The organism is Pseudomonas fungipugnans (assembly GCF_029955235.1).
Taxonomy (GTDB): domain Bacteria; phylum Pseudomonadota; class Gammaproteobacteria; order Pseudomonadales; family Pseudomonadaceae; genus Aquipseudomonas; species Aquipseudomonas fungipugnans.
On sequence record NZ_JARBWL010000002.1, the window covers coordinates 2,505,519 to 2,529,585 of the forward strand.

The window sequence follows — 24,067 nt, forward strand, 5'->3', positions numbered from 1 at the left end:
TATAAAAGCGCCGCCGCCCGACTTATTTTTTGACGCCGTTCTCGGTCCGGCACAGGGCAATTTTCTGCATCGCCTTGTCTCCCAGCTCTTGACTGGCCGTACCGCTCATCAACGCCTTGAGATCACTGGCAGGGTAGGATTTGAGTTGATCTGCACCGCAACCACAGACAGCTTTTGCCGCTGCATCGCCAATCTTTTGTGCAGCCGCTGGAACGCACTGATCCATATATTGCTTGCGCAGGCCCGCCGGCCAGTCGGCGTGGGCAGTCAGCGGCAAGAGAAGGGCGACAGGCGCGAAGATTGCGAGTAAACGATTCAGACGCATGCTTGGATGCTCCTTTTGGGTCAAATGGCTGGAAATCTGATGGATGAAATAGGGTTCAAGTTCAGCACTCTGGCATAAAAAACGACGTTTTGCCTTGGCGTAAAGCGCCAGTGCGTCGATGACCGTTCATCTGTGCTAGCATGCCCGACTCGGGCTTTTGCAGGCTTCGGACGACTTTCGGTCCCGATGGCGGCAACTGCGCGAATAACCCTGATTTGAATCCCAGTCACTCTGGTTCGGTTTTCCGGTTGGCCGCAAGGCTCCTGCCGCTGTAAGGCAGGCGTTCGTCATTGAATGGCCTGGACCGGATCTTGTACTGGCTCATCCCAACCCACGTGACCTTTGGTAGGGGTCACCACTAGGAGAGGAGGCGCCATGCCAACTATTACTCTTCCCGACGGCAGTCAACGTTCATTCGATCACCCGGTTTCCGTAGCCGAGGTCGCCGCATCCATTGGTGCAGGTCTGGCCAAGGCAACCGTGGCCGGCAAGGTCAATGGCAAGCTGGTCGACGCCAGCGACATCATCGACAGCGACGTATCGCTGCAAATCATTACGCCAAAGGATGAAGAGGGGCTGGAGATCATTCGCCACTCTTGCGCCCACCTGGTTGGCCATGCGGTCAAGCAGTTGTACCCGACGGCCAAGATGGTCATCGGTCCGGTCATCGACGAAGGCTTCTATTACGACATCGCCTTCGAGCGTCCTTTCACGCCCGACGACCTGGCCGCCATCGAACAGCGCATGCAGCAGCTGATCGAAAAAGACTACGACGTGATCAAGAAAGTCACTCCGCGTGCCGAAGTGATCGAAGTGTTCAAGGCCCGCGGCGAAGACTACAAGTTGCGCCTGGTCGAGGACATGCCGAACGAGCAGGCCATGGGCCTGTACTATCACGAAGAATACGTCGACATGTGCCGTGGTCCGCACGTGCCGAACACGCGCTTCCTGAAGTCCTTCAAGCTGACCAAGTTGTCCGGCGCCTACTGGCGTGGCGATGCCAAGAACGAGCAATTGCAGCGCGTTTACGGCACTGCCTGGGCAGACAAGAAGCAGCTGGCGGCGTACATCCAGCGCATCGAAGAAGCTGAAAAGCGCGATCACCGCAAGATCGGCAAGCGTCTGGGTCTGTTCCACACCCAGGAAGAGTCGCCGGGCATGGTGTTCTGGCACCCGAACGGCTGGACCCTGTACCAGGTGCTCGAGCAGTACATGCGCAAGGTTCAGCGCGACAACGGCTACCTGGAGATCAAGACTCCGCAGGTCGTTGACCGCAGCCTGTGGGAAAAATCCGGGCACTGGGCCAACTACGCCGACAACATGTTCACCACCCAGTCGGAAAACCGCGACTACGCCATCAAGCCGATGAACTGCCCTTGCCACGTGCAAGTGTTCAATCAGGGCCTGAAGAGCTACCGCGAGCTGCCGATGCGTCTGGCTGAGTTTGGTGCCTGCCACCGTAACGAGCCATCGGGTGCGTTGCACGGCATCATGCGTGTTCGCGCGTTCACTCAGGACGACGCCCACATCTTCTGCACTGAAGAGCAGATGCAGGCTGAGTCCGCTGCGTTCATCAAGCTGACCATGGACGTCTATGCCGACTTCGGCTTCAAAGACGTCGAGATGAAACTGTCCACTCGTCCGGAAAAACGCGTTGGTTCCGACGAATTGTGGGACCGCGCCGAAGCCGCATTGGCTGCAGCCCTTGATAGCGCTGGCCTGCCGTACGATCTGCAGCCGGGCGAGGGTGCGTTCTACGGTCCGAAGATCGAGTTCTCGCTGAAAGATTGCCTTGGCCGCGTCTGGCAGTGTGGTACCCTGCAGCTCGATTTTAACCTGCCTGTCCGTCTGGGCGCGGAATACGTCTCCGAAGACAACAGCCGCAAGCATCCGGTGATGTTGCACCGGGCGATCCTCGGTTCCTTCGAACGGTTCGTCGGAATCCTGATCGAGCACTACGAGGGTGCTTTCCCTGCGTGGCTGGCGCCGACCCAGGCAGTGATCATGAACATCACTGATAAACAGGCTGATTTTGCCGCTGAAGTTGAAAAAACTCTCAATGAAAGCGGATTTCGTGCCAAGTCTGACTTGAGAAATGAAAAGATCGGCTTTAAAATCCGCGAGCATACTTTGCTCAAGGTTCCTTATCTCTTGGTTATCGGAGATCGGGAAGTCGAGATGCAGACTGTCGCTGTGCGTACTCGTGAAGGTGCTGACCTGGGCTCGATGCCCGTCGCCCAGTTCGCTGAGTTTCTCGCGCAAGCGGTTTCCCGGCGTGGTCGCCCAGATTCGGAGTAATTACTATTAAGCGTGAAATGAGACAAGATAAACGAGCTGCACCGAAAGCCCCGATCAACGAGAATATCTCGGCACGCGAGGTTCGGTTAATTGGGGCTGAGGGTGAGCAGCTTGGGATTGTGTCAATTGAAGACGCGCTTCTTAAGGCTGAAGAGGCCAAACTGGATCTGGTGGAAATTTCCGCCGATGCAGTACCCCCAGTTTGCAAGCTGATGGACTACGGCAAATCGATCTTCGAAAAGAAGAAACAGGTTGCCGCAGCCAAGAAAAACCAGAAGCAGATTCAGGTTAAAGAAATCAAGTTTCGTCCAGGGACGGAGGAAGGGGATTACCAGGTAAAACTGCGCAACCTGGTACGTTTCCTGAGTGATGGGGACAGGGCCAAGGTATCCTTGCGATTCCGCGGCCGTGAGATGGCCCACCAGGAGCTGGGGATGGAACTCCTCAAGCGAGTTGAAGGTGACTTGCTCGAGTACGGTTCGGTCGAACAGCATCCTAAGATGGAAGGACGCCAGCTGATCATGGTCATCGCCCCGAAAAAGAAGAAGTAATCAACAGGGCACGGCAGGCCTTCTGATTATGTTTATCAACTGAATGCGGAGTATCCGAACATGCCAAAAATGAAAACTAAAAGTGGTGCTGCTAAGCGGTTTCTGAAAACTGCTAACGGTATCAAGCACAAGCACGCTTTCAAGAGCCACATCCTGACTAAAATGTCGACCAAGCGTAAGCGTCAACTGCGCGGTAGCAGCTTGCTGGCACCGTGTGACGTGGCAAAAGTCGAGCGCATGCTGCGCCTTCGTTAATTTAGTCAAGAATAGAGGAAGTAACTCATGGCTCGTGTAAAGCGTGGCGTCATTGCCCGTAAACGTCACAAAAAAATTCTGAAACTTGCTAAAGGCTACTACGGCGCTCGCTCGCGCGTATTCCGTGTTGCCAAGCAAGCGGTAATCAAGGCAGGCCAATACGCCTACCGTGACCGTCGTCAGAAAAAACGTCAGTTCCGCGCTCTGTGGATCGCTCGTATCAACGCTGGTGCACGTATCAACGGTCTGTCCTACAGCCGTTTCATCGCCGGCCTGAAAAAAGCGTCCATCGAGATCGACCGTAAGGTTCTGGCTGATCTGGCAGTGAACGAAAAAGCGGCGTTTGCTGCGATTGTCGAGAAAGCTAAAGCCACCTTGGCTTAAGTACCCCCGACAGTCACCCGGCCTCACCTCTGTGGGGCCAGGTGTTAAACGTCATAAATAGGGGAAGAGCCTTCAAGCTCTTCCCCTATTTTGTATCTGGAGTCTGTACATGGAAAACCTGGATGCGCTGGTCTCTCAAGCACTAGAGGCTGTGCAAAGCGCTGAAGATATCAATGCCCTGGAGCAAATCCGGGTTCACTACCTTGGTAAAAAGGGCGAATTGACTCAGGTGATGAAGACCCTGGGGAATCTGCCGGCTGAAGAGCGTCCGCAAGTCGGTGCGCTGATCAACGTTGCCAAGGAGCGTGTCACAGAGGTTCTCAATGCCCGCAAGGCACTGTTTGAAGAGGCCGACCTGGCCGCCAAACTGTCTGCCGAGTCCATTGACGTGACCCTGCCTGGCCGTGGCCAGACCTCGGGTGGCCTGCATCCGGTTACCCGCACTCTGGAACGTATCGAACAGTTCTTCACTCACATTGGCTACGGCATCGCCGAAGGCCCTGAGGTCGAAGACGACTACCACAACTTCGAAGCGCTCAACATCCCAGGCCATCACCCGGCCCGGTCGATGCATGACACCTTCTACTTCAATGCCAACATGCTGTTGCGCACCCATACCTCGCCGGTACAGGTCCGCACCATGGAATCGAAGCAACCGCCGATCCGCATCGTCTGCCCAGGCCGTGTGTACCGTAGCGACTCCGATATCACCCACTCGCCGATGTTCCACCAGGTCGAAGGCCTGCTGGTTGATCGCGACATCAATTTCGCCGACCTCAAAGGCACCATCGAAGAGTTCCTGCGGGTGTTCTTCGAAAAAGAACTGGCCGTGCGTTTCCGTCCTTCGTACTTCCCGTTCACCGAGCCATCCGCCGAAGTCGACATGGAGTGCGTGATGTGCAGCGGTAAAGGCTGCCGTGTCTGCAAACAGACTGGCTGGCTGGAAGTCATGGGCTGCGGCATGGTTCACCCGAACGTGCTGCGTATGTCCGGGATCGACCCGGAAGAGTTCTCCGGCTTTGCCTTCGGCATGGGCGTTGAGCGTCTGGCCATGCTGCGTTACGGCGTGAACGACTTGCGTCTGTTCTTCGACAACGACTTGCGGTTCCTCGCGCAATTTCGCTAGTCGTAACTAATTCTTAGGAGAGCAGGATGAAATTCAGTGAACAATGGCTGCGTGGCTGGGTTAGCCCGCAGGTAAGTCGCGACGAGCTGGTTGCCCGTCTGTCGATGGCCGGTCTTGAGGTCGATAGCGTTACCCCGGCCGCCGGCGAATTCAGTGGCGTGGTAGTGGGCGAGGTGCTGAGCACCGAGCAACACCCGGACGCCGACAAATTGCGTGTTTGCCAGGTCAGCGACGGCTCGCAGACGTTCCAGGTCGTTTGCGGTGCGCCTAACGTGCGTCCGGGCCTGAAAATCCCGTTCGCCATGATCGGTGCCGAGCTGCCAGGCGACTTCAAGATCAAGAAAGCCAAGCTGCGTGGCGTTGAATCCAACGGCATGCTGTGTTCGCAAGCCGAACTGCAAGTGGGCGAAGGCAACGATGGCCTGATGGAACTGCCGGCCGATGCGCCGGTGGGTCAGGACATTCGTGAATACCTGAGCCTGGACGACGCGAGCATCGAGGTCGATCTGACCCCGAACCGTGGTGACTGCCTGTCCCTGGCCGGTATGGCCCGTGAAGTCGGCGCGCTGTACGCCGCTGAAGTTACCCGTCCGGTGGTGCCTGTCGTACCGGCCGTGCACGACGAAGTGCGTTCGGTTGAAGTGCTGGTCCCGGCCGCTTGCCCGCGCTATCTGGGCCGTGTGATCCGTAATGTCGACCTGTCCCGGCCTACGCCGCTGTGGATGGTCGAGCGCCTGCGTCGCGCCGACGTGCGCAGCATTGACGCCGCTGTCGACATCACCAACTACGTGATGCTGGAGCTGGGTCAGCCGCTGCACGCCTTCGATCTCGCCGAAATCAATGGCGGCATTCGCGTGCGCATGGCTGAAGAGGGCGAGAAGCTGGTTCTGCTCGACGGTCAGGAAGTCAGCCTGCGTAGCGATACGCTGGTGATTGCCGACCACTCCCGCGCCCTGGCGATTGCCGGTGTGATGGGGGGCGAGCACAGCGGTGTCTCCGCGACCACGCGTGACGTGTTCCTTGAAAGTGCGTTCTTCGACCAGATCGTGGTCGCTGGCAAGGCCCGTTCCTACGGTCTGCACACTGACGCCTCGCACCGCTACGAGCGTGGCGTGGACTGGCAACTGGCCCGTGAAGCCATGGAGCGCGCCACTGGCCTGCTGCTGGAAATCACTGGCGGCGAAGCCGGCCCGATCATCGAGACTGTCAGCGAACAACACCTGCCGAAGATTGCACCGGTCACCCTGCGTGCCCAACGCATCACCCAGATGCTGGGCATGGAAATGGATTCGGCCGAAGTCGAGCGTTTGCTCAGCGCTTTGGGCCTGACCATTTCCGCCGACGGAGCAGGGCAGTGGCGCGTAGAAGTGCCAAGCCATCGCTTCGACATCAGCCTGGAAGTCGACCTGATCGAAGAACTGGCGCGTCTGTATGGCTACAACCGTCTTCCGGTTCGTTACCCGCAAGCCCGTCTGGCACCGCAAGCCAAGGCTGAAGCGCGTAGCGAATTGCCTGAGCTGCGTCGTCTTCTGGTCGCTCGTGGCTATCAGGAAGCGATCACTTACAGTTTCATCGATCCGAAACAGTTCGAACTGTTTAATCCGGGTGTTGAACCGCTGTTGCTGGCCAACCCGATCTCGAACGACATGGCAGCCATGCGTTCGTCCCTGTGGCCAGGTCTGGTCAAGGCGCTTCAGCACAACCTGAACCGCCAACAGGATCGCGTCCGTCTGTTCGAAAGCGGTCTGCGCTTCGTCGGTCAACTGGAAGGCTTGAAGCAAGAGCCGATGCTGGCCGGTGTTGTTTGCGGCAGCCGTTTGCCGGAAGGCTGGGCACAGGGTCGCGACGTTGTCGATTTCTTCGACGTCAAGGCGGACGTCGAAGCGGTGCTGGGCTTCGCCGGTGCACTGGGTTCGTTCACTTTCGTACCGGGCAAACACCCGGCGCTGCACCCGGGTCAAACGGCGCGCATCGAACGTGAAGGGCGTCTGGTCGGTTTCGTCGGTGCCATTCACCCTGAGCTGTCGAAAACCCTGGGCCTCGACCGTCCGGTCTTCGTTTTCGAACTGGTTCTGGCCGAAGTGGCGTTGGGTAAAATGCCTAAATTCCACGAGTTGTCGCGTTTTCCTGAAGTGCGTCGTGACCTTGCATTGATCGCTGACACAGGCGTTGCGGCCAGTGCCGTACTGGACGTAATCCGTGAAAGTGCAGGCGAATGGCTGACAGACCTCAGGCTATTTGACGTGTATCAGGGTAAAGGCATTGATCCTGATAGAAAAAGCCTTGCAGTCGGCTTGACCTGGCAGCATCCATCGCGCACTCTTAATGACGATGAGGTGAATACCACGACGCAAAATATCCTCACCTCGCTCGAACAAAGGTTGAACGCCACGTTAAGGAAGTGACGTATGGGGGCTCTGACGAAAGCTGAGATGGCGGAACGTCTGTATGAAGAGCTGGGCCTGAATAAACGGGAGGCCAAGGAATTGGTCGAACTGTTTTTTGAGGAAATCAGGCACGCTCTTGAAGACAACGAACAAGTCAAATTGTCCGGTTTCGGCAATTTCGACCTTCGGGACAAACGCCAGCGGCCTGGCCGCAATCCGAAAACGGGGGAAGAAATCCCGATCACGGCTCGCCGTGTGGTCACCTTTCGTCCAGGGCAGAAGTTGAAGGCCCGAGTTGAGGCTTATGCTGGAACCAAGTCATAACGACGAACTCCCCGTCATCCCGGGCAAACGCTACTTCACCATTGGTGAAGTCAGCGAGCTCTGTGCCGTAAAACCGCACGTGCTGCGCTACTGGGAGCAGGAGTTTCCTCAACTCAACCCCGTCAAACGCCGTGGGAACCGCCGGTATTATCAGCGACAAGACGTGCTGATGATCCGGCAGATCCGCGCGCTTCTTTACGATCAGGGGTTCACCATCGGCGGCGCACGGCTGCGTTTGTCCGGCGATGAAGCCAAAGATGACACCACCCAATACAAGCAAATGATCCGCCAGATGATCGCCGAACTCGAAGATGTTCTGGTGGTACTCAAGAAATAAATTCATGCTTTTAAATACTTCCAGTTTTCAAAAGCTTGCGATATATTCTTGAGCGTTCTTCGAGATGAGGAACGAGTTTCACGCCTAGTCGGGGCGTAGCGCAGTCCGGTAGCGCACTAGCATGGGGTGCTAGGGGTCGAGTGTTCGAATCACTCCGTCCCGACCATATTTTTCAGTAACTTAGCCGAACTCTAACCAGTTCGGCTTTTTTATGTGTAGGGACTTTTGCGGGGGTTCATCCCGTTTTCCTCCTGAGTATGGTCAGGGCCGGTCCTCGCGAATCGGTGGCTGACACTTTGTTTGCCGCTTCGATCAGTTGCCCAAGCTCTGCGGTAGAATAGTGGCTCGTGATACTGCCGTTTTTATGCCCAAGCAAAATGTTTCGGTCCTCAAGTATTACACCTGCTGCACGCAACCTTCTGCCAAAGGTGTGCTTCAAGTCGTGAATCCGAAATGACCTGAACCCCGGATGCGCTGGCGACTGGTTGGCTTTCTCCCACTTGTCCGCCGCGCGCTTCCTGGCCTTTCTCCATGCCGAATCGTTCATTCGGTGCATGGCCGTGGCCCCCAACTGATCTGGCTGACCATATGGAAAGACCAGCTCCTTGTGCAAGCCGCGCTGCTTGTCGATGATGTTCATGGCCACCTTGTTCAGGATCACCAGGCGTTCATCGCCGTTCTTCACCCCTGCTTTTTCACTTCGCCCGCCGAATCCGGCAGGTATCAGAAACACGCTGGTGTTCAGTTCGGGCACGCGTATCTCCCAATCCCACCGCAACTTGCATACTTCCTGTTCCCGGCAACCGCTGTTCACCTTGTAGAGGGCCATCCTCAACAGGTGATCCGGTAGCTCGGGAAACAAGATCGCCTGCTCTTCCCACGACATCGGGTAGGGTTTTCGGGCGGACCTCTTTTCCTCCAGCATCGATATCATCGGCACGCTTTCAAGCCACGGCCGCTTCTCTGCGTCTCGCCACTTCCTGTGGCACAGGTTCAGTATCCGGACGACTCGCTGCAGGGCGATGTTGACCGTCCTGTTCGAAACGCCCGGCTTTATCTTCCCGGTAGCCGTTTTGGTAGGCTTTTGCCGATCTCGCTTGAAGGGGGCTAATGCCCCATCATCAATATGCGTGATCGGCAAGTCGCCAATGTACGGATCGAGCTGCTCGATGTGCGAGGCGGAGAGAGCGATTGATGCCTGGTCCTTGAACTCAATCAAAAATCGGGTGGCGGCCTCCCGCCAGGTTCGCACCTGGCGCACGCCGTAGACCTTTTGCTGCCTGAGCTTTTCGAGCCGGTGAATCAGGTACTGCTCCGCTTCTTCCCTTTCGCTTGTTCCAGTGCTTTCTTGAAGTCGGATACCTCGGACGACTTTGTCGATGTGCCAAATGCCGTTCCTCTCGTAGAGGCCAGACATGGTTTTTCGCGCCATTTATTGACTCCTTGGCGCCCACTGCGGGGCGGATTGTTGTCCTCATTGCTCGCTTTTTCAATTGCCATTGACTCGATATAGGCGTTCGCCCACGCATCCAGTTCAAGCCGGTCGAACGCAACACCCTGTTTCCCAATAGGGAATTCACGGATGTGGGGCCTGACGGTTTTCTTGAATTCAGCACGGCACATACCGAGATACGCAGGGGCTTCCATCGCCCGGATGAAGCGCGGCGGGGTATCTGAGACCGTCGCTGCTTTTGTGTTGGCCATAGGAAATCCTCGCCATGCCGTTTCTGGCTGGAATGTGTTGGAAGGTGTGAGGTTATTGTGGTGGGGTGGCGAGCGCGGAGCGGTCGAAGCGATCAATCTCGGCAAGGATCAGGGCCCCGGCGCGCACAAGATCGCGACGATAGTCCTTTGGTTTCCACCAATTAGGAGCCCACGGCCACATTGGAGGCGGCTGCCCCGCATTTGGATAGTCATCGCTGAACAGCAGGTAACAGCCGGCTGCCGTCGTCATGCCGCCGCTTTTTTGCCCGTCATCATGTACTTGCGTCCAGCCCTCGATATTAACTTGTCGCTGACGTTCGGAGCCGATATCACGAGCCGCCTGTGACGTGCTGCCCAGTTGCTCGTCGCGCTCGTTTAGGAGAAGTTGCAGGGCGTCACGCTCAGCGGTGACCCGGTCGAATTCGAACGCTCTGACACAGAGAATATTGGACGCTTCGTGACTCCAGAAGCTTTGAACATTACTCATCACAAAAACCTCAGCAAAAGAGTTGGGCCAGCGCCAGCAGGCACACGGCGTATTCAAGTAGTTGGTTGGTCACGGCGGTTCTCCCGCGCGGCATGCTCGCGCTGACGGGCTTTGCTGCATTTGTCGTGGTTGCCGACGTGGCGGGGCCTGTGGCACTTGTCGCAACGTGCGTTGAACTCCATTACGCCGGCGTTTAGCTTGCCGGTACTGGTCATCTCCACGGACCTCGGTAGATGTGCTGGAGCATGAACAGGCCGGCGCAAATTGGGATGATCATGGCTGCACCCTCTTGAACTCGATGACCCAGACCCACGGGTTGGCGGCCCAGCTGTCGGCGCCGTTGATGGATTCCCACAGTCGCTGAAACGAATCTTCATAAGAGATGCTGGCACAGTCGCAAGTCGGTGCGCCGTCCTGGTCGTAAGGCTCGCGACAATGAAACTCATGGTCACCGATGCCTTCGACCTGGGCTTGGTCCTCGTCGATGTCCTGTAATCGCTCGATCCGAACGGCTGTCACCTCCAGCAGGATGCGGCTGACCCAGCGCGGCATGTGGATGCTCGGGCGCCAACGGCCTTCTGTGCCGGCGATCAAATCTTCTGACCAGCAAGCGAATGGGTATGGCTTCGAACGCGGGTCGTCGTAGTTGAAGGCGCCGCGCTCATCGAGAAAGCTTTCGTCTTCCATCAGGTCGCGAATGTCGTCGTCTGCCCGGTAGGCAATGCCAGGTGCGCCTTGCAGGTTCACGTCAGACCAGGTCTCACGCACATACAACCGGTCGCCGGGTTTGCCGTAGGGGCAGTTGGCCGGGATCGGCACCAATTCGCCCGTGGCAGAGGTCTCCCACAAGCCGTGCGGCATCTTGAGTGTTCGCCTTGTGACCGTCTTCCGGCCTTCCAGGATGGCGCGCACCATCGGGGCCGAGAACAGGATCGGCCGTTCTTTGATAGCGGTCATTGGTTGGCCTCGGATGCTGCTGCTCTCGCGGCGGTGATTTCATCGATGAGCGATTGCGGGAGCTGCGCGGCGTGCTCGCCTTCCGACCACGAAAGGGGCTCGGACTGGCGGATCATCTCGTTCAGCAGATCGAACGCCGCAAGCAACTGGTCGTCGCGGATCTCGCCGTCCTCCGGCAAGTCATCGCAGAAGTGGTCTGAGGGATCGATTTGACTGGGGTAGTTCGGTTGGCAGATGCAGAGCTGCAGGTCGGCCAGCTCTATATCGCTGTCGATGAGGTAGTCGCGCAGGCTGTCTTCATCGAAGAAGTACTGGTCGCCATCGAAGATAACCAGTGGTTCGCCGGCCCATTCCTTGATCGGCATCGCTGCGAATTTTGCTTGGCGTCGTGCATGGCGACACTCATCGCAGGAACTGTTCACCTCATAGATTGGATGTTCAGGATTCACCTCGCAGCGGCGATGAGTTGCGCCGCAGTAGCGGGCAAGGTTCTCGTCGGCGCCGAAAAAACGGCCATCTGCGGAAATCCAGCCGGTGACCGTTTTGAGGCTTGCCGCTTCTGGTGCGTCGAACATGATGATTGGCTTTTGTGCGTTCATGACTTCACTCCGTCCCGGCCAGATAGGCCGGTTCAGTGGCTGCGGCAAGCCACTCGCGTAGCGTGCCCGCAATCTTGGTTCGGTCGTCCTCCTCACACCACGTCTTGTCGAGCCATTCATCGCTGACCCGCTCGACATCCCAGTCGTTGTAAGCGCCAGGCTCTTCGCCATTCATTTGCTCGAGCACTTTTCGCGCACCGGCTTCATCGACCGCCGCAACCCAATCGCAATCGCCAACCATGAAGGCAAGCAACGCAAGCGGTGCTGGCTGTCTACCGTTCAATTCGAATTCCTTGTTTTGAGTTTTCATGGGCAATACCTGTCCTTTGCCGCTATAGCGGCTGACTTTGAAGGGGGAGGGAGTTATTGGTATTGGTTGCTGATGCGCTCGGCGATGTCTTCGAGCTCTTCTGCCATTCCGTACATCTTGTTGTTGTCGCGGCGGGAGACGACCGGGGAGCGGTGGACGTTCCGGACTACGAGGATCTTCGCTGCCACCAGGATCAACCAGGCTTCGAATTTGCGGCGGATGAAGCGCTTCACGGCGTCACCTCTTTGAGCAGCTTGTCGCCGATTTTGGTGAAGGTTGCGCGGATACGAGCACCATCGCGCAGGATGTCGCGGCGCTCATCCATCAGACGTGCAGTCGCCCAATAGCCGCAGTCTTCGTTATATTCTTTGTCCGGCTCGCACTGCTCGACAGCGTGAACCCAGCCATGCCAGACGATCACCTCGCCCATCATCAGATCGTGGCATTCGCCAGACCAGTATTTGTCGCGGTATGGCTTCAGGTCGAAGTAAGCACCGTCGGCATCGTTCTGCACGCGCTTGATGGCAGCGCCGTTGTCGCGCAGGGCTTTGCGGTGGTTGGCGTAAGCGACAGCCAGTTCTGCCAGGCGCTCGGAAGTTGTCTTCATGGCATCACCTGCAACAGATCAATGATTTGCTTGATACCGCTGGCGTAGCTGGATGGCATCATAACGGCGGTCTGGGTGAGATTGGCGATGGCCTTGGCCGCAGTGTCCGGCCGGCGCAGGGAAGAACCGAAGGACCGGACCACCTCAAGGGCGTAGTTGAGGCCCTCCAACTCCATGACCCGGTTGATCGGACCAGTGATTTCTATCTGTGGGAGCGAGACTGCTGGAATCGGGGCCTGAACCTCGACGAAGTCCTTTATTTTCGGGGCTTTACCTGTGGGAGCGGACAAGGCTTTGCCCAGGGCGTTGGCGAGCGCCTGTTGTGCGAGTGAGTTCATGGGGAAATACCTCGCCGGGTCATGCCCGGGCGGTGGATGGTGGTGAGGTTATGCGGCGGCTTTCAACGCTTCGAGGATCCTCTGGCCGGCGAGGGGAGGAACAGCGTTGCCGGCCATATGCATGGTCAACCGGTGATTATCCGGTCGCTTCGTGTCGGACGGGAATGACATTGCGGCCAGCGCCTCATTTGCCGACAGCATTCGCATCTCGTCGCCACGGACGAGCGCCCAACGGTCAAGCGTGGTGATGGTGCCGATTGGCCTGTTGATGTCGCGACCAGTGAGTCCGGAGCCTTTGCCGTAGTAAGGCATGATGAATCGCTCTCCGAAGCGTTGACGTCCGTTGCGTACACGGTCAAGTGTTGCTTGGGCGCGCCCAGGCTTTTCGATTTGCGACCACTTTCCTGAGTAGAAGTCGAGGAAGCTGCTGGCAGGAACGTGCTCACATTGCTGGAGCTGCAGTTGAATCGGTGCCTTACTCTTCGTGCAGATCAGAAACAAGCGCACTCGGTGCTGTGGTACTCCAAGGTCTGCACAGTCCACGATATGCGGTGCGACCTGGTATCCGAGGCGCTGCATGGCGTCTACCCAGCTCGGGTAAAGCACCCAATCAACGAACTCAGGCACGTTTTCCACTACCCACGCCTCTTGCTCCAGTACCTCAGCGGCAGACGGTACAGCCCAGGCAGTAGACCTCGATGCATCGTGCTCGGGGTTTCCCTTTTTCTTGCCGCGTGCCTTTGCATGGCCTTGGCAGCATGGAGAAGCTATACCGATATCAGTCCGAGGCACGGCGCCCCAGTTTGCTTGGTGTAAGTCCTGGCAAACGTGGATAGCGCCCGGATGATTTGCTCTGTGCCACTCAACCGCCACCGGCCAGTGGTTCGCGGCCCAAAGGACATCGACGCCAGCTGCTTCGGCGCCCTCTGTCCATCCACCGAGGCCGGCGAACAAATCGATTGCTGTTGTCATGATGAATTTACCGTTTAGGAAAGATCTTGGTCAGCGCACCGTTGACTGCATGGCCGCGCCTTTGGACGACTCGGGCCAACTTCTCCCGGTCCTTCTCGCTGTGGCTGGCCTGACTTAGCAGGCCGAAATAGCTGTTGGCGGTTTCGCGTAGATCCTCGGCGGGCGCCGCGACTGTTCGCTTCAGTGCCTGGGCCAGGGATCGCTTGCGAGTGGTTCGCCGCCACGGCTTGATGACGTGGCCAACGAAGTCGACGCCGCGATCTACCGGCTGCAAGATGGTTTTCGTGGGGTTCAGCCTGGCGCCAAGGCTGGGCAGGAATGCTTCAACCTGTGCCAGCCAGGCGTTGAGCTGTTGCGGTGATTCATGCAGAAACAAGAAGTCATCGACGTAACGGACGTAATGCTTGGCGCCCAGCTTGTGCTTGGCGAACTGGTCCAGTGCGTCGAGGTAGACGTTCGCGAAAAACTGCGACGACAGGTTGCCGATCGGCAGGCCAAGGCGGGCAGGTTGCGCGGTGAGGCGCTTGTGTTGCGGTACCCGGTTGAACAGATGCGCCGGGCTGCGCACCTCGTAGTCTTCGCGAGGATCGTGCATCAGGATCTGTTCGGCGAGTGCCAGCCACCAGGGCTCGGTGATCTTGGCGGCCAACTGCCGGCGCAGAACCTCTTTGTCGATCGCGACGAAGAAGTTGGCCAAGTCGCACTTCAAATAGAAGATCGGCTTCGACCAGTTCTGGCTGGCGCTGCGGATCTTTGCCTCAAGCCTGGTCGCGGCGTACAGCGTGCCGCGCCCTGGAATGCAAGCGCAACTGTCCGCTATGAAGCTGGCGTAGAAGCGCGGTGCCACACGGTTGTACAGCAGGTGGTGGACGACGCGGTCCCGGAATGCTGCAGCCCAAACCTCGCGGGCTTTCGGTCGGGTAACCACGAAACATATCGAGCGGCCAGGCCGGTAGGTGCCGGCGAGCAGGTCGTCGTGCAGCGCCATCAGGTTGCGTTCCAGATCCATTTCGAAAGCCAGCGCGCTGGCGCTGTTGCGCTTTGAGCGTCGGCAGTCGTAATAGGCTTGGACAAGCTCGCTGAACGGGTATGGACCAACATTCGAATCTGCGGACGGGGCGGACGCGGAGCTCGTTGTTCTTGTCGTTGTTGTTCTGATTGCCATCATCGAAGTTCATGTTGAATGCGTTGTTGGCGGAGCGCTGCGACCTATCGTGCTATCTACGTCGCCAAGCCGAAGGCAGAGCCGATCAGCAAGGAAACTGCGCAAGACCTGCACGGACGCTTTAGACCGTCGGTATCTTTAATGCGCATGGCGGTGACCCAGAGGTCAGCGGCACGACCAGATTCAATTCGCACAGACCTGAAAGCCGTGACTCTCAGGTGGCGGGCGCGGTTGGGGTAGAGCGTTTCCAGGCGTTGGCCTGTTTTCCGATTGAGGTGGTTACCTCGATTGCGGTGGCGTGCTGAGTGATGCTGATGAACCGACTTTCCTTGAAAAGTCGCATCAGGAACTCAATCACCTGAACCTTTTCGACAAGTAACGTCAGATGTGGTCGCTTATCTGGCGTCGAGTTGGCCCGGGCAATCAACATAAGCACGTCGATGCACTCATCGATGACCCGTTTCCCGAGGGACTGCTTCAGGTCGCGGGGAATGTTGCGTGTGAGGTTCGTGGCCATCTGAAGCAGACCGAGGGAAGCCTTGTAGATCTGCAAGTCCGTATGCATCGCCATGGGCGCGCTCTCCAAGAGCAACCGGCCGCAAGCGGCCGGATTGAATAAGCAAATTAATCAATCAATTGACTGCGGACGGGGCGGACGCGGAGCTCGTCGTACTTGCCGACGTAGTCCTGAAAGCCATCATCGAAGCCCATGCTGAATGCGCCGTTGGCGGAGCGCTGCGTTGAGGACCAGTACCAAGTGTCGCCGAAGGCCTCAGCACCACCTTCCTGAAAGGCTGTCAGCGCGGTCTGTGCTGGCGATTCCTCGGTATGCAGCAGGCCGACAGGTTCGCTGTTCGGGTTATCACCGCTACGGCCGTACTGCCAGTTCTCTTCGGTGGTTGGCTTGAAGTGGCGATACTGCAACTCCTGCACATCGCGGGCCGGAATCGCCCAGTCAGCGAAGCCTCCGATATTCAGAGCCAGCACCTTCTGCGCGAGTTCGCTGCCAGCCGCTGCCATGGCCTCGGTATTGGCCCGGCTGTTTGTGAAGCTGTCGGCGCCTTCAATCTTCACGCCGTATTCACCCCAGACGCCGGCCAGTTCGTGCGCGGCGCCGGCGGTGATGTTCAGGTAGCGCTTGCCGGTGTCCGGGTCGCGGGTGATGCCGGAGAAGAAACCGCCACCGAAGGGTTGGCCGATTTCCGGGATGGCGGCTGCTGATGCTGCTTTCTCAACTGCGGACATGGTTTTTCCTCTTTTCGAAGGCAACAAAAAAGGCGCTGCTGCGCCCGGTGCCGATCAAGAACGAATGATTGAAGGATTAAATAAAGAATCTGCGGACGGGGCGGACGCGGAGCTCGTTGAGCTTGCAGAAGTTGCCCTGAAAGCCACCAACGAAGTGCATGAAGAATGCGTAGTCGGCGGAGCGCTGCGTTGAGGACCAGTAGTAGCAGTCTTTGGCGAACAGATCAGGAACGTTCACCCAGCAGTGATACAGCTCGGCGGCCGCCGGCAGGTAGAAGTCGGCGTGCCCATCAGCCTGGTAGGTGAAACAAGCTTTGGCCGCTGGATAGTTCTCTTTGCTGCCAGACAGGATTGCCGTATTGGCCCGGCCGTCAGTCTTGCTGGTAGCGACCGATTCCGTGGCGCGCGGACCCCATTCGAAATTGCCGATATCATCCTTGGAGATGATCAGGTAGTGCGCCGGGACACCGCCATGTTCGGCTACCAGACCGCCATTGATGCCGCCCTGGCCTGGCCAGTATTCGCCGATGGCCGGAACTTCATGAACGGTGATCGGTTGAATATTTGCCGCTGGCGGCAGTACCAGGGCAAAGGTGCTGGCCAACGCAAGTTGCGCTAGAGAAGACGCCGGCATCTTGATCGTGGTGTCGCCGTGTTTCAGCGTGATCATTTCTGATTTCATGGTGATGATCTCAATAAGAAGGCGCCCTGAGGCGCCTGTGGTGTTGCGATTGGATGGGTTAAACCACGTCTTCCAGGGTGGCGATGACCTTGTAACTGTGTTCCAAGGCGCTTTCGCCTTCGGTATCGAGCTGGATCACTTCGTTGTCGAGCAGACGCAGCAGCAGAACCATCACCTGGTCGCTATCAATGGCCAGGCGGCTTTGAACCCAGTGAGCCTTGAATGGCTTGGTGTTGGCCTTGAGCACGATCAGTTGGGCGGCGTCCTCGTAGGTGAAGTCGCCGAACTCTTTGTCGAATACCGCTGGGTTTTGGCCAACGTCGTGAACTTCGGCATCATCGTTGTGCGATTGATCCAGCACTGGGCGTAGCACCTCCCGAGCGCCGTTTGTGTTCATCGCCGTCACGATGCCGGTCTGCTCCATACCTTCAAGCATCCGCGCCGCACGGTTGTAGCCGATCTTCAGCTTGCGCTGGATGGCGGAAATGGTTGGTCGCCGCGTTTCCATGACGAAGGTAACGGCCTCCTGATACAGCGGGTCTTCGCCTTCCCCGGTGAAGTCTGGAAGCTCGTTGCCGTCCGGTTCATCTGGCCCGGTGCTGGCAGGGAACAGGCTGCCGGTCAGCTCACTGGCGTGCAGGGGCAGGTCGGGCTGGTCGCGGTCGGGCTGGATAAAATCCAGGCCCTCGGCGTAGTCGTCTGGCGCCATCACCAGCAGGCAGAGCCGGCCTGCGCTGTCGATCAGGTCGTGCCGGTTCGGGTCTTTCGCGTCCACGATCGACGTCAGGGTCAACTGCTTGGAGTTGAATTTTACCTCTTTCATCGTGACTTCTATGGTCGAGACGTTGCGAGAACTGATGATCGCAATGGCGTTGTGGGCCGCTTCCGTTGCCGACTCGGTTGCCCGGTCGATTACTTCTTGCTGGCAACCTTCGTTCAGCTTGCTCCAGGGCGAGTGCAAGTTTTTCAGTTCGAACAAAACCATGTTGACGAGGTCGTGCACCAACAGTTCGTGCGCGATGTAGGACGCCGGAACGTCCGCCAGCTTGGCGCGTTCAATGATTGCTTTGTGTTCGGGCTTCATCGGGATCCCTCAGTGCTTGGCGATGCGCTCAAGCTTCGATTGTTGAGCCGGGCTCAGGTTGGTGTGGGCGGCGTAGCGTTTGAAGCTGGCCCGGATGTTTTCTACGAACTCGATTTCCCAGGCTCCGCTGGCGTGAAGCTCGGCGGAGATCAGGATTGCGGCGAATTCCTCAAGGCTGTCGTAGATATCCAGAACGGATTGAGAAGCCATGACAGGTCCCCTTGATCAGGCTGCAGCCTGGTCGCTCTGCACTGACTGGATGTGTTGGACCAGCGCGGCGCAGATACGCGGGAAGTCACTGGCGCGGTACAGCTGCGCACCTTGCTTGCGTTCAACCGCTTCAAAGCCCATGGATCGCAGGAACTCAGCCGACAGCGTGAAGCCCAGGCGCGAGGTTATATCGCCCAGCTTGATGCGCTGGCCGTCGTCTGCTGGTGTCTGAGTAATCGGCGCGACAGCGGCGGTTGCAACAGCAACAACCGGCGTCGGCTCGGTCACCTGAGGGACGGCCTCTGGCTCAGTCACCGGCGTAACTGTTGCTGCCGCCGCCTTCTGGGCATCTTCCTGACGCTTGAGCTCAGCCTGCTGTTGCTCGTGCTCGTTGATCCTGACCTTGATCAGCGCCACCAGGTCGTCATTGGCCTTGAGCACCAGTTCCTGTGCATCGTGGAACAGGAAGCCGTGCTTGATCGCCAATTCATTCAGGCTTTTCAGGTTCGCGCGGATCCCATCAGCGATACGGCTGGCCTCGATCTTGGCGCGGGCCAGTTCAGCGTCGGCGGCTTCCTTCAGGCTGTCGATGGTGCGCTTGCCCTTGATGGCGCCGGCAAAATCCGCCATCACTTTCGGCATACGGATCCGGCTGTTGAGTGTTTCGTTGATTTGGTCGATGTGCACCTGCAGCGCTTTCGCCGCATCCATGACGATGTCGCTGCGGATGATCTCCTTGCGGGCCTTGATCAGCTTTTCCAACTCCAAACGCTTGCGCCGAGTCTCTGCCGTGATGTCATCAATCGCCTTGAACAGCACGTCAATGCTTTCGGTCTGGCTGAGTGCGTGCTCTTTGGCGGCCTTCAGCTTGTCTTCCACCTCGCTGCACCACTTCACCGTGGCATCTGCGTCGGCGAAGTCTTGGTCGTTCGCCAACTCGGTATTGATGTCGCCGATCACAGCCAGCGCATGGGCCTTAAACGCGTCCAGGTTGCTGGCAGTGACCATGCCGGTTACATCGATGCGTAGCGCCGGCAATTGGTCAGGGGCAGATCCGGTAGCCACGGCTTTGGCTTGCTGGGGAACAAATTCGCCAAGGTCCTGCTCGAACTGAGCCCAGCCTGCGATCAGCTCTTCACGGCGACCAGGCACCGGGCGGTATTCCATGCTGACGAACTTGTCGCGGGTACCATCCGAGCAGACGAAAATCACACGCTCTGCACCGCTCACCAGCAGCTGCTGTTCAAGCTGCCAGTAGTAGTGGGGCTCTAGCTCTCCGGTGCGGATCTGCGCGACCACCTTCTCGTTCCACAGTTTGTGCTCGAATAGAACGTCACCCAGCATCGTGGCACCGTCCATGGAGGCCAGCAGGTTGCCGCTGGTACCGACGATGGGGTAAAGCTCTTCGCCGATATCTTCCTCAACCAGGGGGCGCGCCATTTCCTCAGCGGCGTGGCCACGGTCGAACACTGCCTGTTGTTGCTGCGTGACGTCTGGAACAATGCCGGTCTTCTTCATGGACAACAGGTCGTTTCGGGTCTGGAACTTCGAAGCGCCCTTCATCGCGGGCGCTTCCGACGCGGTGAAATAGCTGGAACGAAGGGCGTGCCACTCAGGCGTGCCTTGCTGAACGTTATGCACTTGCATTGGTGGCATCTCCTTCGATGGGAGCCAAGGCGCGAATACGCTCTTCCTGCTCCTGGCTGATGGTGTATTTGCTTTTGATGTTGCTGATGATGTGGTCGGGATTGGTTCGGTTCTGAGCGATCATCCCGCGCCACTTCTCGGCGCTTTCGTCGAGCTTGCTGTCGGGATAGGGCGGCAATTGCTTCGGCTCGTCTGCCTTGCGCGCCTGATTGACTTCGCGTTCGGTGGGGATGTCCTGGACTTCCTCAGCCATAGGCATGCCGCGCAGCACGTCCGGGAACACGTCGCGCAGGGCGAAGGAGCGGGCACGCATCTGACGCATGCGTTTCGGGTATTGGCTCCACGGGCCTTGTTTTCCGGCCAAGCCCGCAGCTTTCGCGTCAGTCATGCTGAACGTGCGGAACTGCTCGTCTTCACCGACGCGCTTCACACGGCAGGTTGCCGTCTCGCCGTCGTCGGATTCGTAGACGTACTCACACAGCGGCGAGCTGCGTATCAGGGCTATGACTGCGTCACCCCAGAGCGACGGGCGACCGTTGATGACCGCGATGCTTTGCATGGCCTGCATGGGCTGCAAACCCAGTTCCATACCCCACTGAACAGCCACCAGAATGTTGGCCGGTTTGCGTTGGAAGTCCTTGGGGACGATGTCGGAAGCCGAGAGGAAATCGGCAAATTTCAATGCCTCTTCGATGTTCTGCGGCGCTAGGCTGAAAATGGGTTTGACCGTTAATTCGGACACAGAAGTTTCCTTGCCGCGATGTGCGCAGCTTTCAAGGTGATCGGTTACTGAGTGACGCGGTCAGCGAGCGCGCCGAGCAGCATTAGAAGGGTGAGAACGGTTATGGCGGTGAACGAGCCACGCCAGATCAGGACGCGGCGGGCGCGCTGGCGGGAGGTCATTTCGACACCGCTGCCGGTAGGCAGCGCTGTTGTTGCACTTCCCGAAGCTCCCCATAGAAGCCCAAGCAGATCACCATCACCACGACGAGAAACCACCATGAAGGCTTCATTTCGAAGGCCTCGCGATCAGCATTCCACGTGCAGTCACCTCGACGCTGATTCGCTTCGCCAGATCAGCGACCATAAAAAAGCCCTGATTCTTCAGGGCTTCGTACAAGGCTTTGTGGTTGGGGGCGAGAATCGCCACGCAGTTGCCGTTCATTGGCGTTGCTCCAGTAGCATCATCAGGTCCCGGTGCTGGCGATCAAGGATTCGATCCTGGCGTGTCACGTAATACCGGTGTTCGTCGATATCGATCGCACCCAGTGCATGGGCCATTTCGATGGCCATGCTCGTTTCGGCGTGCAGCTGCGCCGATGTGTTTCCAGCAATCAGCAGGGCGAACCGCGAGTCGATCATGCCCAGCGCTGTATCGTGTGCGCGGCTCATGCTGCCCACCGTACCCGCCGCAACCGGGCATCTATTTCAATCCACAGCGCCGTTTCTATATGCTTACCGTACTGATTGGTCAGAAGCGGTAATGCCAGGTGATCTACGTCCATCCGCACGCCGTCTTCGTCGTAGCAGATGCCCGAGAGCACCTTGAACTCAACCTCCCGGCTACCGTAGAAATCCCAGTCGCTGTTCCAGGCGTTGAACGCCGGCGGAATGTTCTCGCAGTGGGTCACCTCCACCTGGAGGACAAACCCCTCAACAATCACTTCGTAAGTCATGGTCGCCTCCAGATTCGGCGGTTGATTGAAGTCACTCGGCTGCCTTCGTTCCTGCCAGTTGCCGTTGGGCGCAGGGGAAGGCATGCGACTGAGTTCCAATAAAAAGGCCCGGTCGGAACCGGGCCTCTTTCTGAAAGAGCAATAAACGAATAATCAAATAGGCAATCTGCGGACGGGGCGGACGCGGAGCTCGTTGATCTTGACGACGTAGTACTGAGTGCCATCAACGAAGTACATGCCGAATGCGTAGTAGGCGGAGCGCTGCGAACTCGACCAGACCCAGCCCTCGATCTTGCCGTTGAGGTTCAGCCAGATTTCGTACAGTTCGGCGGCGGCCGGCAGATAAAAGTCAGCGTGGTCGTCGGCTTCATGCGATACAGCTGCTTTAGCGGCCGGGTAGTCGCCGCCGGATTCGATCAGCGCCAGGGTGTTGGCCTTCCCATCAATCAGGCTGGTGGCCGGCGACTCATCACCGTATTGGCCCCATTCGAAACGACCCAGCTCATCACCCAGGATCAGGTGGTAGGCAGCGGTATCGCCACGGGCCGGCATGACACCGGCGTAGATGCCGCCTTGACCTGGCCAAACTTCGCCAAGGGCTGGCGGCTGAATATTGGTTGCTGTGTTCATGGTGGTTTCTCGTTCGGTTGGTTTCCCAAATGGCCCGTCTCCAGGCCATTCAGTGAAAATTTCCGCGTCCCTTCGGCGCTACTGGCGCGGTACGGGCTCGTTCAAATTGTTTGTCCAGCCGCGACCCTGTCCGCTGGAAAACTGATTCGGGGCTTTACGCTGCGCACCCTGGGACAGTTGCCATCCCTCTGGACCATTCAGGCCGGTCCATCGCTTGCCTTTGCTGCTGGGCCGGTGGTGATCCGGCAAGGTGAGGCGGTAGATCTAAAGAGCGGTGGCTTTCGCCGGTAGGAATCTGCGTTGTGCGCAGAACTTGATTTGCATTATGCGCAGAAAATATTCTGCGTCAAGCGCAGATTATTTTTTTAGGACGAAAAAAAGCCCGCGCGCGGCGGGCTATTCCAACTGGGGGGTGGAGAAGGGTTAGAGGCCTGTCATTTTGGTATCAATCACACGGCCGATAAATCGGCAGTTTCCGAAAATTTCGACCGTCCGATAGCTTGGATTTAGTGGCCGAAGGTATTTGCTACCTGCATCCTCGATGTACTGGCGGAATGTTTGCTCGCCTCCTTCCGTGATGACGACATAATATTTTCCGCTGATAACCTCAGCCCCAGGCTGTACCAAGATCCGGGAACCCTCAGGAAAGCTAGGGTTTCCGTTGCAGGTCATAACATCCCCGCGAACTTCCATCCAAAATCCGTTTTCACCAGCATTTTCAAGTGAGGCAAGGAACATTTTATTATCACCCGATGTGAGTTTATCCGGTGATTCTGCCCAGCTCTCTGCCTTGTCCCACTCAACAAGTGGATACAACTTTAGTGTAAGGGATGGCTGGTCCGACAACTCTACATTGGTGATCAGGTGCTCAAGGGCGCTTGCCAGAAGCCCACCGGACCCCATCGAAGGGTCATAAACGCTATTAACTAGCTTTAGGTCGAGTACGGACATTATCCGTTTTAAAAGATCATGACTGGCGCCCTGCAACCCACGCTCAAGGCGAGATAAATTACCAGTGTCCGTATCAACCTGGTTAGCGAGCGTCTCAAGCGTTAGGCCCTTGGCCTTTCGCGCATCTCTGATTTGTTTTCCGATATCCATTTAACAATTTTCTTCTGTTGCTGCGCGCTACGCAAAGCGCGCTGCGCAGATTTGGCTTGCGTTAAATCTGCGCTGTGCGCAGAATCTCCTTGTCTTCCACTCAAGGCGTACCGCCATGACTCCTTTAAAGCGTGCCCGTATCACTCGCAAATGGACGCTTGCCGACGTTTCGGCCCGTCTCGCGCAGTTCGGTGACGCTGTCGATTCAGGCAACCTTTCCCGTGTTGAACGTGGTGTTCAGCGCGCATCGGTGCCCCTGGCTGAAAGTCTCAGCAAGGTGTTCGACGGTGAAATCACTGAGATCCATATCCTCTACCCGGAGCGGTTTCCCGACTCCGGAGAAGAGGCGGCCTAACCATGTCCACGACCCAATTAAGCCAAGAAGAGGTTGTAAGGGCTCGCAAGAACTATGCGGTTCTCATGCAGCGCCTTGCATCCGTCGGCAACGGACCTGTCGCCCTTGCAGTGGGTTGCGATGAAGCAACGATCAGCCGCATGAAGCCGGAGAAGTTCGAGCAGCTCTCCCAGATCCTGGCCGTCCTCAATTTGAAAATCGTCCCCGGTGAAATGCGCTGCTTCAACGAGCGCGACATCGAGATGTTCATCCACGGCTCGAAGCGCTGGATGGAGCACATCCAGGGCGTTGACCAGCTCGAGGAGGACTGA

The 24,067-nt window shown here is 57.7% G+C and carries 35 protein-coding genes and 1 tRNA gene; 11 read left to right on the plus strand and 25 right to left on the minus strand.

The window, feature by feature from the left end; translation table 11 throughout:
- Window positions 1-22: 22 nt before the first annotated feature.
- Window positions 23-325, minus strand: a complete 303-nt coding sequence (locus tag POF45_RS26610) for a hypothetical protein (protein WP_259501860.1) — start codon at window positions 323-325, stop codon at window positions 23-25.
- A gap of 375 nt (window positions 326-700) precedes the next feature.
- Here POF45_RS26610 and thrS point away from each other — a divergent pair, with 375 nt between their 5' ends.
- The 9 genes from thrS (at window position 701) to POF45_RS26655 (ending at window position 8,153) form a co-directional block, all read left to right on the plus strand.
- Window positions 701-2,623, plus strand: a complete 1,923-nt coding sequence (gene thrS, locus POF45_RS26615) for a threonine--tRNA ligase (protein ID WP_259501868.1) — start codon at window positions 701-703, stop codon at window positions 2,621-2,623.
- Window positions 2,623-3,174, plus strand: coding sequence for a translation initiation factor IF-3 (gene infC, locus POF45_RS26620; protein WP_176469887.1), 552 nt, complete (start codon window positions 2,623-2,625; stop codon window positions 3,172-3,174). Before thrS ends, infC begins: the two co-directional genes overlap by 1 nt.
- Window positions 3,175-3,234: 60 nt before the next feature.
- Window positions 3,235-3,429 (plus strand): 50S ribosomal protein L35, encoded by a 195-nt coding sequence (gene rpmI / locus POF45_RS26625; RefSeq protein ID WP_008145659.1) that lies wholly within the window; start codon window positions 3,235-3,237, stop codon window positions 3,427-3,429.
- A gap of 27 nt (window positions 3,430-3,456) precedes the next feature.
- Window positions 3,457-3,813, plus strand: a complete 357-nt coding sequence (rplT, locus tag POF45_RS26630) for a 50S ribosomal protein L20 (RefSeq protein WP_007905879.1) — start codon at window positions 3,457-3,459, stop codon at window positions 3,811-3,813.
- Between the two features lie 109 nt (window positions 3,814-3,922).
- On the plus strand, window positions 3,923-4,939 hold the full coding sequence (pheS, locus tag POF45_RS26635) for a phenylalanine--tRNA ligase subunit alpha (RefSeq protein ID WP_007905876.1): 1,017 nt from the start codon (window positions 3,923-3,925) through the stop codon (window positions 4,937-4,939).
- Window positions 4,940-4,965: 26 nt separating this feature from the next.
- Window positions 4,966-7,344 (plus strand): phenylalanine--tRNA ligase subunit beta, encoded by a 2,379-nt coding sequence (pheT, locus tag POF45_RS26640; RefSeq protein WP_282317082.1) that lies wholly within the window; start codon window positions 4,966-4,968, stop codon window positions 7,342-7,344.
- Between the two features lie 3 nt (window positions 7,345-7,347).
- A complete protein-coding gene (gene ihfA / locus POF45_RS26645) occupies window positions 7,348-7,650 on the plus strand; it encodes an integration host factor subunit alpha (RefSeq protein ID WP_002553164.1) in 303 nt (100 codons plus the stop codon).
- Window positions 7,631-7,987, plus strand: coding sequence for a MerR family transcriptional regulator (locus POF45_RS26650; RefSeq protein WP_003179985.1), 357 nt, complete (start codon window positions 7,631-7,633; stop codon window positions 7,985-7,987). The genes ihfA and POF45_RS26650 overlap by 20 nt, the downstream gene beginning before the upstream one ends.
- A gap of 89 nt (window positions 7,988-8,076) precedes the next feature.
- A tRNA-Pro gene (locus POF45_RS26655) sits at window positions 8,077-8,153 on the plus strand.
- 69 nt (window positions 8,154-8,222) lie between these two features.
- On the opposite strand, the gene POF45_RS26660 is transcribed toward POF45_RS26655, so the two are convergent.
- The 24 genes from POF45_RS26660 to POF45_RS26775 form a co-directional block, all read right to left on the minus strand.
- Window positions 8,223-9,404: a tyrosine-type recombinase/integrase gene (locus POF45_RS26660; RefSeq protein WP_282317463.1), complete on the minus strand. Its 1,182-nt coding sequence runs from the start codon at window positions 9,402-9,404 to the stop codon at window positions 8,223-8,225.
- Window positions 9,290-9,691 carry a hypothetical protein gene (locus POF45_RS26665; RefSeq protein ID WP_282317083.1) on the minus strand — a complete coding sequence of 134 codons (402 nt, stop codon included), beginning with the start codon at window positions 9,689-9,691 and terminating at the stop codon, window positions 9,290-9,292. The genes POF45_RS26660 and POF45_RS26665 overlap by 115 nt, the downstream gene beginning before the upstream one ends.
- Before the next feature lie 52 nt (window positions 9,692-9,743).
- On the minus strand, window positions 9,744-10,178 hold the full coding sequence (locus tag POF45_RS26670) for a hypothetical protein (protein ID WP_282317085.1): 435 nt from the start codon (window positions 10,176-10,178) through the stop codon (window positions 9,744-9,746).
- A 273-nt stretch (window positions 10,179-10,451) separates the two neighbouring features.
- Window positions 10,452-11,135 (minus strand): hypothetical protein, encoded by a 684-nt coding sequence (locus POF45_RS26675; protein WP_282317087.1) that lies wholly within the window; start codon window positions 11,133-11,135, stop codon window positions 10,452-10,454.
- Window positions 11,132-11,734, minus strand: a complete 603-nt coding sequence (locus tag POF45_RS26680) for a hypothetical protein (protein ID WP_282317088.1) — start codon at window positions 11,732-11,734, stop codon at window positions 11,132-11,134. The genes POF45_RS26675 and POF45_RS26680 overlap by 4 nt, the downstream gene beginning before the upstream one ends.
- 4 nt (window positions 11,735-11,738) lie before the next feature.
- Window positions 11,739-12,044, minus strand: coding sequence for a hypothetical protein (locus tag POF45_RS26685; RefSeq protein WP_282317089.1), 306 nt, complete (start codon window positions 12,042-12,044; stop codon window positions 11,739-11,741).
- A 53-nt stretch (window positions 12,045-12,097) separates the two neighbouring features.
- Window positions 12,098-12,277 (minus strand): hypothetical protein, encoded by a 180-nt coding sequence (locus POF45_RS26690; RefSeq protein WP_282317091.1) that lies wholly within the window; start codon window positions 12,275-12,277, stop codon window positions 12,098-12,100.
- Entirely contained in the window at window positions 12,274-12,651 is a 378-nt protein-coding gene (locus POF45_RS26695) for a hypothetical protein (RefSeq protein WP_282317092.1), read from the minus strand. The genes POF45_RS26690 and POF45_RS26695 overlap by 4 nt, the downstream gene beginning before the upstream one ends.
- Window positions 12,648-12,989 carry a hypothetical protein gene (locus POF45_RS26700; protein WP_282317094.1) on the minus strand — a complete coding sequence of 114 codons (342 nt, stop codon included), beginning with the start codon at window positions 12,987-12,989 and terminating at the stop codon, window positions 12,648-12,650. Before POF45_RS26700 ends, POF45_RS26695 begins: the two co-directional genes overlap by 4 nt.
- A 48-nt stretch (window positions 12,990-13,037) precedes the next feature.
- A complete protein-coding gene (locus tag POF45_RS26705; protein ID WP_282317096.1) occupies window positions 13,038-13,961 on the minus strand; it encodes a DNA cytosine methyltransferase in 924 nt (307 codons plus the stop codon).
- Between the two features lie 7 nt (window positions 13,962-13,968).
- Entirely contained in the window at window positions 13,969-15,129 is a 1,161-nt protein-coding gene (locus POF45_RS26710) for an RNA-directed DNA polymerase (protein ID WP_489739890.1), read from the minus strand.
- A gap of 211 nt (window positions 15,130-15,340) precedes the next feature.
- Window positions 15,341-15,697 (minus strand): four helix bundle protein, encoded by a 357-nt coding sequence (locus tag POF45_RS26715; protein ID WP_282317098.1) that lies wholly within the window; start codon window positions 15,695-15,697, stop codon window positions 15,341-15,343.
- A gap of 53 nt (window positions 15,698-15,750) precedes the next feature.
- Window positions 15,751-16,371, minus strand: coding sequence for an Lcl C-terminal domain-containing protein (locus POF45_RS26720; protein WP_282317099.1), 621 nt, complete (start codon window positions 16,369-16,371; stop codon window positions 15,751-15,753).
- A gap of 76 nt (window positions 16,372-16,447) precedes the next feature.
- Window positions 16,448-17,053: an Lcl C-terminal domain-containing protein gene (locus POF45_RS26725; protein WP_282317100.1), complete on the minus strand. Its 606-nt coding sequence runs from the start codon at window positions 17,051-17,053 to the stop codon at window positions 16,448-16,450.
- 58 nt (window positions 17,054-17,111) lie between these two features.
- Complete coding sequence (locus tag POF45_RS29945) at window positions 17,112-18,137, minus strand: DNA translocase FtsK (protein WP_431978619.1); 1,026 nt, start codon at window positions 18,135-18,137, stop codon at window positions 17,112-17,114.
- Window positions 18,138-18,146: 9 nt separating this feature from the next.
- Entirely contained in the window at window positions 18,147-18,347 is a 201-nt protein-coding gene (locus POF45_RS26735; RefSeq protein WP_282317101.1) for a hypothetical protein, read from the minus strand.
- Between the two features lie 15 nt (window positions 18,348-18,362).
- Entirely contained in the window at window positions 18,363-19,994 is a 1,632-nt protein-coding gene (locus POF45_RS26740; RefSeq protein ID WP_282317102.1) for a YqaJ viral recombinase family protein, read from the minus strand.
- Complete coding sequence (locus tag POF45_RS26745; protein ID WP_282317103.1) at window positions 19,981-20,736, minus strand: recombinase family protein; 756 nt, start codon at window positions 20,734-20,736, stop codon at window positions 19,981-19,983. Before POF45_RS26745 ends, POF45_RS26740 begins: the two co-directional genes overlap by 14 nt.
- Window positions 20,737-20,780: 44 nt before the next feature.
- Entirely contained in the window at window positions 20,781-20,996 is a 216-nt protein-coding gene (locus tag POF45_RS26750; protein WP_282317104.1) for a hypothetical protein, read from the minus strand.
- 7 nt (window positions 20,997-21,003) lie between these two features.
- Complete coding sequence (locus tag POF45_RS26755) at window positions 21,004-21,159, minus strand: hypothetical protein (protein ID WP_282317105.1); 156 nt, start codon at window positions 21,157-21,159, stop codon at window positions 21,004-21,006.
- Window positions 21,156-21,386 carry a hypothetical protein gene (locus POF45_RS26760; protein WP_282317106.1) on the minus strand — a complete coding sequence of 77 codons (231 nt, stop codon included), beginning with the start codon at window positions 21,384-21,386 and terminating at the stop codon, window positions 21,156-21,158. The genes POF45_RS26755 and POF45_RS26760 overlap by 4 nt, the downstream gene beginning before the upstream one ends.
- Window positions 21,383-21,670 carry a hypothetical protein gene (locus POF45_RS26765; RefSeq protein ID WP_282317107.1) on the minus strand — a complete coding sequence of 96 codons (288 nt, stop codon included), beginning with the start codon at window positions 21,668-21,670 and terminating at the stop codon, window positions 21,383-21,385. The genes POF45_RS26760 and POF45_RS26765 overlap by 4 nt, the downstream gene beginning before the upstream one ends.
- A 153-nt stretch (window positions 21,671-21,823) precedes the next feature.
- Window positions 21,824-22,300, minus strand: a complete 477-nt coding sequence (locus POF45_RS26770) for an Lcl C-terminal domain-containing protein (RefSeq protein WP_282317108.1) — start codon at window positions 22,298-22,300, stop codon at window positions 21,824-21,826.
- A 423-nt stretch (window positions 22,301-22,723) separates the two neighbouring features.
- Window positions 22,724-23,401: a S24 family peptidase gene (locus POF45_RS26775; RefSeq protein WP_282317109.1), complete on the minus strand. Its 678-nt coding sequence runs from the start codon at window positions 23,399-23,401 to the stop codon at window positions 22,724-22,726.
- Between the two features lie 115 nt (window positions 23,402-23,516).
- Between POF45_RS26775 and POF45_RS26780 the strand changes: the two genes are divergently transcribed.
- Entirely contained in the window at window positions 23,517-23,756 is a 240-nt protein-coding gene (locus POF45_RS26780; protein WP_282317110.1) for a helix-turn-helix domain-containing protein, read from the plus strand.
- A gap of 2 nt (window positions 23,757-23,758) precedes the next feature.
- Window positions 23,759-24,067, plus strand: coding sequence for a CII family transcriptional regulator (locus tag POF45_RS26785; protein WP_282317111.1), 309 nt, complete (start codon window positions 23,759-23,761; stop codon window positions 24,065-24,067).